5 protein-coding genes are annotated in these 3,782 nt (G+C 63.5%); all 5 read right to left on the reverse strand.

The genetic code is table 11. The features are described from left to right. Window positions 1-413, reverse strand: a 413-nt coding sequence (locus tag EN750_RS23125) for an FAD-dependent oxidoreductase (protein ID WP_245482777.1), incomplete at its 3' end; no start/stop codon positions are given. A 79-nt stretch (window positions 414-492) separates the two neighbouring features. Continuing rightward, the gene (locus EN750_RS23130) at window positions 493-1,248 is read right to left on the reverse strand and encodes an SDR family oxidoreductase (RefSeq protein WP_127397752.1); all 756 of its coding nucleotides are present in this window, start codon (window positions 1,246-1,248) and stop codon (window positions 493-495) included. Then, a complete protein-coding gene (locus EN750_RS23135; protein WP_245482778.1) occupies window positions 1,245-1,712 on the reverse strand; it encodes a hypothetical protein in 468 nt (155 codons plus the stop codon). The genes EN750_RS23130 and EN750_RS23135 overlap by 4 nt, the downstream gene beginning before the upstream one ends. A gap of 51 nt (window positions 1,713-1,763) precedes the next feature. Further along, entirely contained in the window at window positions 1,764-2,462 is a 699-nt protein-coding gene (locus EN750_RS23140; protein WP_164748784.1) for a DUF4241 domain-containing protein, read from the reverse strand. 95 nt (window positions 2,463-2,557) lie between these two features. Next, window positions 2,558-3,782 (reverse strand): 2-oxoglutarate dehydrogenase complex dihydrolipoyllysine-residue succinyltransferase (gene odhB, locus EN750_RS23145; RefSeq protein ID WP_127397754.1); only part of this gene is annotated, 1,225 nt, incomplete at its 5' end.

The raw sequence follows: 3,782 nt of genomic DNA on the forward strand, positions 1-3,782 counted from the left end.
TTCCTGGTCTCGATCTCCTCGACCTTGCCGTCCTCAGCCGTCACCGACACCTTGCCGGCCGCGACCACCTTGCCAGTGCCGCGAAAGCTGTCGATCTTGTTCTTCTTGAACAGGAAGGCGACGCCGTTGACGTTCGACGACACCGTCGCATCCTTGTGCGCCATCATCTTCTTCAGGTTCAATTTCGGCGCCGATATTTCGACGCCGAGCGTGTCGAAGGAGTGACCGGCCTCGGCGAACATCTCGGAGGCATGGAGCAGCGCCTTGGAAGGGATGCAGCCGATGTTGAGGCAGGTACCGCCGAAGGTCGCGTTCTTCTCGACCACCGCCACCCTGAGCCCGAGCTGCGCCGCCTTGATGGCGCAGACATAGCCGCCCGGTCCCGATCCGATGATAACGACGTCATAAGCCATGATACTGTCCTTCTGTTTGAGCATGATGCCGTGTGACGCGGTTTTTGGATAACATCATGCTCGATATGCTTGAGAGCGCTCAGCGGCCGCCGCTTACATTCAGGATCGCGCCTGTCGTATAGGACGCGGCGTCGGAGAGAAGATAGAGAACCGCGCCCGCGACTTCATCCACTGTACCGGCTCTTTTCATCGGCAGCAGGTCGCGGAACCGCTCCACCCTGTCCGGCTGCCCGCCGGAAGCGTGGATGTCCGTGTCGATGATGCCAGGGCGCACCGCATTGACGCGAATGCCTTCCAGCGCCACCTCGCGGGCGAGCCCGATGGTGAAGGTGTCGATGGCGCCCTTGGAGGCGGCATAATCGACGTACTCGCCCGGCGAGCCCAATGTCGCCGCGGCCGACGAGATGTTGACTATGGATCCGCCCGACCCGCCATGGCGGGTCGACATGCGCTTGACCGCCTCACGGGCGCAGAGGAACGAGCCGACGACATTGATGCGCATCATGCGCTCCAGCCGCGAAACATCCATCTCGTCGACGCGCGCCTTGACGTCGACGATGCCGGCATTGTTGACGAAAGCATCGAGCCGTCCATAGGCGCGGTCGACGGCCTCGAACATGGCCACGATATCGGCCTCGCTGCCGACATCGCCCTTGACCGCAAAAGCCTCGCCGCCGGCAGCCTCGATCTCCGCGACCAGTGCATCGGCGGCGTCCTGATTCGCAGCGTAGTTGACCGCGACCCTGTAGCCGGCCTTCGATCCAAACCGGCAGATCGCCGCGCCGATGCCGCGGCTGCCGCCGGTGACCAGCAGCACCTTTTGCGTCCCGCTCATTCCTGACATCCCTTCAAGGCAAACACATCCCCCGGCACTTTCGAAAACCCGCTGCCGCCATAGGCACTGGATTGGCGCAACGCTGGCCCGAGATCCGGCAGTATCAGCGTCTTCGGCGCTTCGACACCTTCGGCCGGCAGCAGCCCGATGTTGCCCTTGTCATCCGCCGTGTAGATGACGCCATGCCAGGGCGTGCAGGCGGCAAGCTCCTCGCCGGTGACGTCGCCCTCGGGGCATTTGTACATCAGCGCGCCGTTCGGCCGCGACACGCCCTCGTTCCACATGACGATGCCGTTCAGCACCACATTGTTGTCGAGGATCATCCGGAACGTGTTGGTGACCGTCGCCGAGGTGCCGGTGGGCGTGAAATCGATTTCGCTGCCGCTCTGGGCGTCGCCATAGACAGCGAGCTCGATCGGACAGGCGGCATTTGCGGCAGAGTCGGTGAACAACACGGCCAGCATTCCGGCTGCACATCGGATAGTGGGCGATAGGACGCTTTGCATCAGCGCGACCTACTTGCTCTCGCGGCCATCGGCGTTTTCCAGCACGCCGAAATCGGTCAGCAGCAACAACGGCTCGCCTGCTGCGTCCAGTCCCCAGAATGACGGATAAAATCCATCACCCCAGCCGCTCCAGAACATCGCGATGTTGAGCGGGTTGCCGGCAACCGGATGATGCATGACGAACCTGTCCTGGTTGGGTGCGAATTCGGCGGCCAGCACGTCGTCATAGTAATTCTCGTCGGCCTTGAGCTTGTCCTGTTCGGCCGACATCAGCGCCATCGCCGTCTTGTCCATGAAAGAGCCAAGGCCGGCTTCGACCGGGTAGCCGAACATTTCGTCGTCCTTCAGGGTCGACACGTCCTGGTCTGGCAAGGTCGCCAGTTCCCAGCGGACCGGCGTGCCTGGGCGGAGCCGAAGGAACGCTGCTGCCACACGTCCCTGGGCCTCGAACAGAGAAACCGGATAACTTCCAGGTTTGACCTTGCGGCTCAATGCTGGCCAGTCATCGCCTGTGACCAGAGGATCGCAGGCCATAATCTCGCCCGTCGGCAATTCGAGTTGGCCGATCGGGGTGACCGTTATCTTCCGCTCCGCCAATTGCACGTCACTAAGGGCAAAGATGCCGAGGTTGCTGCTCACCTTTGCCGGATTCCATCCGGCGGCGATTGCCAGCGAAGGAACAGCAGTGGACAAGCCAAGCCAGAAAATACTGCGCCGAAAAGTCCGCTGCGCGCCGCCCGCGGCCCGGCCCAGTTTGAACCCGAACCGTTCCAGCCAGCCGCTCACGGGGCGGTTGGCCTTGCTCACAGATCGAGCACCAGCCGTTCCGGATCCTCCAGGCTTTCCTTGACGCGGACCAGGAAGGTCACCGCTTCCTTGCCGTCGACGATGCGGTGATCGTAGCTGAGCGCCAGATACATCATCGGCCGGATCACGATCTGGCCGCCGACCACCACAGGCCTGTCCTGGATCTTGTGCATGCCCAGAATGCCCGACTGCGGCGCGTTGAGGATCGGCGTCGACATCAGCGACCCGTAAACGCCACCGTTGGAAATCGTAAACGTGCCGCCTTGCATGTCGGCGACCGACAGCTTGCCGTCGCGCGCGGCGATGCCCAGCCGGCCGATATCCTTTTCGATCTCGGCGATCGACATCTGGTCGGCATTGCGCACCACCGGCACGACAAGACCCTTCTCGGTGCCGACGGCGACGCCGATATGGGCATAATTCTTGAAGATGATGTCGGTGGCGTCGATCTCGGCGTTGACCGAGGGGATCTCCTTCAGCGCGTGTGTCACGGCCTTGGTGAAGAAGCCCATGAAGCCGAGCTTCACGCCGTGCTTCTTTTCGAACACATCCTTGTACTTGGTCCGCAGTGCCATCACCGCTGACATGTCGACCTCGTTGAAGGTGGTCAGCATGGCTGCGGTCGACTGCGCTTCCTTGAGGCGGCGGGCGATGGTCTGGCGCAGCTTGGTCATGCGCACGCGCTCCTCGCGCGACGCATCGTCGCCCGAGGACGGCGCGCGCACGGCAACCGGTGCAGGTGCCGCCTTCGGCGTCTCCGCCGGCTGCGACGGCGCACCCTTGGAGATGGCGTCGAGCACGTCGCCTTTCAGCACCTGGCCACGCTTTCCCGAACCGGAGATCTGGTCGACCGAGAGATTGCTTTCGGCGATCAGTTTCGCCGCGGCCGGTGCCGGTGGCATGGTGCGCGGCTCGACCAGGCCGGCATCGCCGGCGATCTTGGCGGTCTCGGCCGCGGCCTGCTTGCCGGTCGATGCCGCATCCGGCGACGAGGCCTGCGACACCGCCTGCGGCTTGGTCGCTGGTGCGGCGGCAGCGCCACCTGCCGAAATCGAACCGAGCAGCGCACCGACACCGACCGTCTCGCCTTCCTTGGCGGTGATTTCGCTTAAGGTTCCAGCGGCGGCGGCAGGCACCTCCACCGTCACCTTGTCGGTCTCGAGCTCGACCAGCGGCTCGTCGGCGACGATCGCGTCGCCGACCTTCTTGAACCATTTGCCG

Source organism: Mesorhizobium sp. M7A.F.Ca.ET.027.03.2.1, assembly GCF_003999175.1.
Taxonomy (GTDB): Bacteria; Pseudomonadota; Alphaproteobacteria; order Rhizobiales; family Rhizobiaceae; genus Mesorhizobium.

What these genes read in the sequence shown, in the direction of transcription:
- EN750_RS23130 (WP_127397752.1), bottom strand. Translation starts at nt 1,248, where the DNA reads ATGAGCGGGACGCAAAAGGTGCTGCTGGTCACCGGCGGCAGCCGCGGC.
- EN750_RS23135 (WP_245482778.1), bottom strand. Translation starts at nt 1,712, where the DNA reads ATGCTGGCCGTGTTGTTCACCGACTCTGCCGCAAATGCCGCCTGTCCG.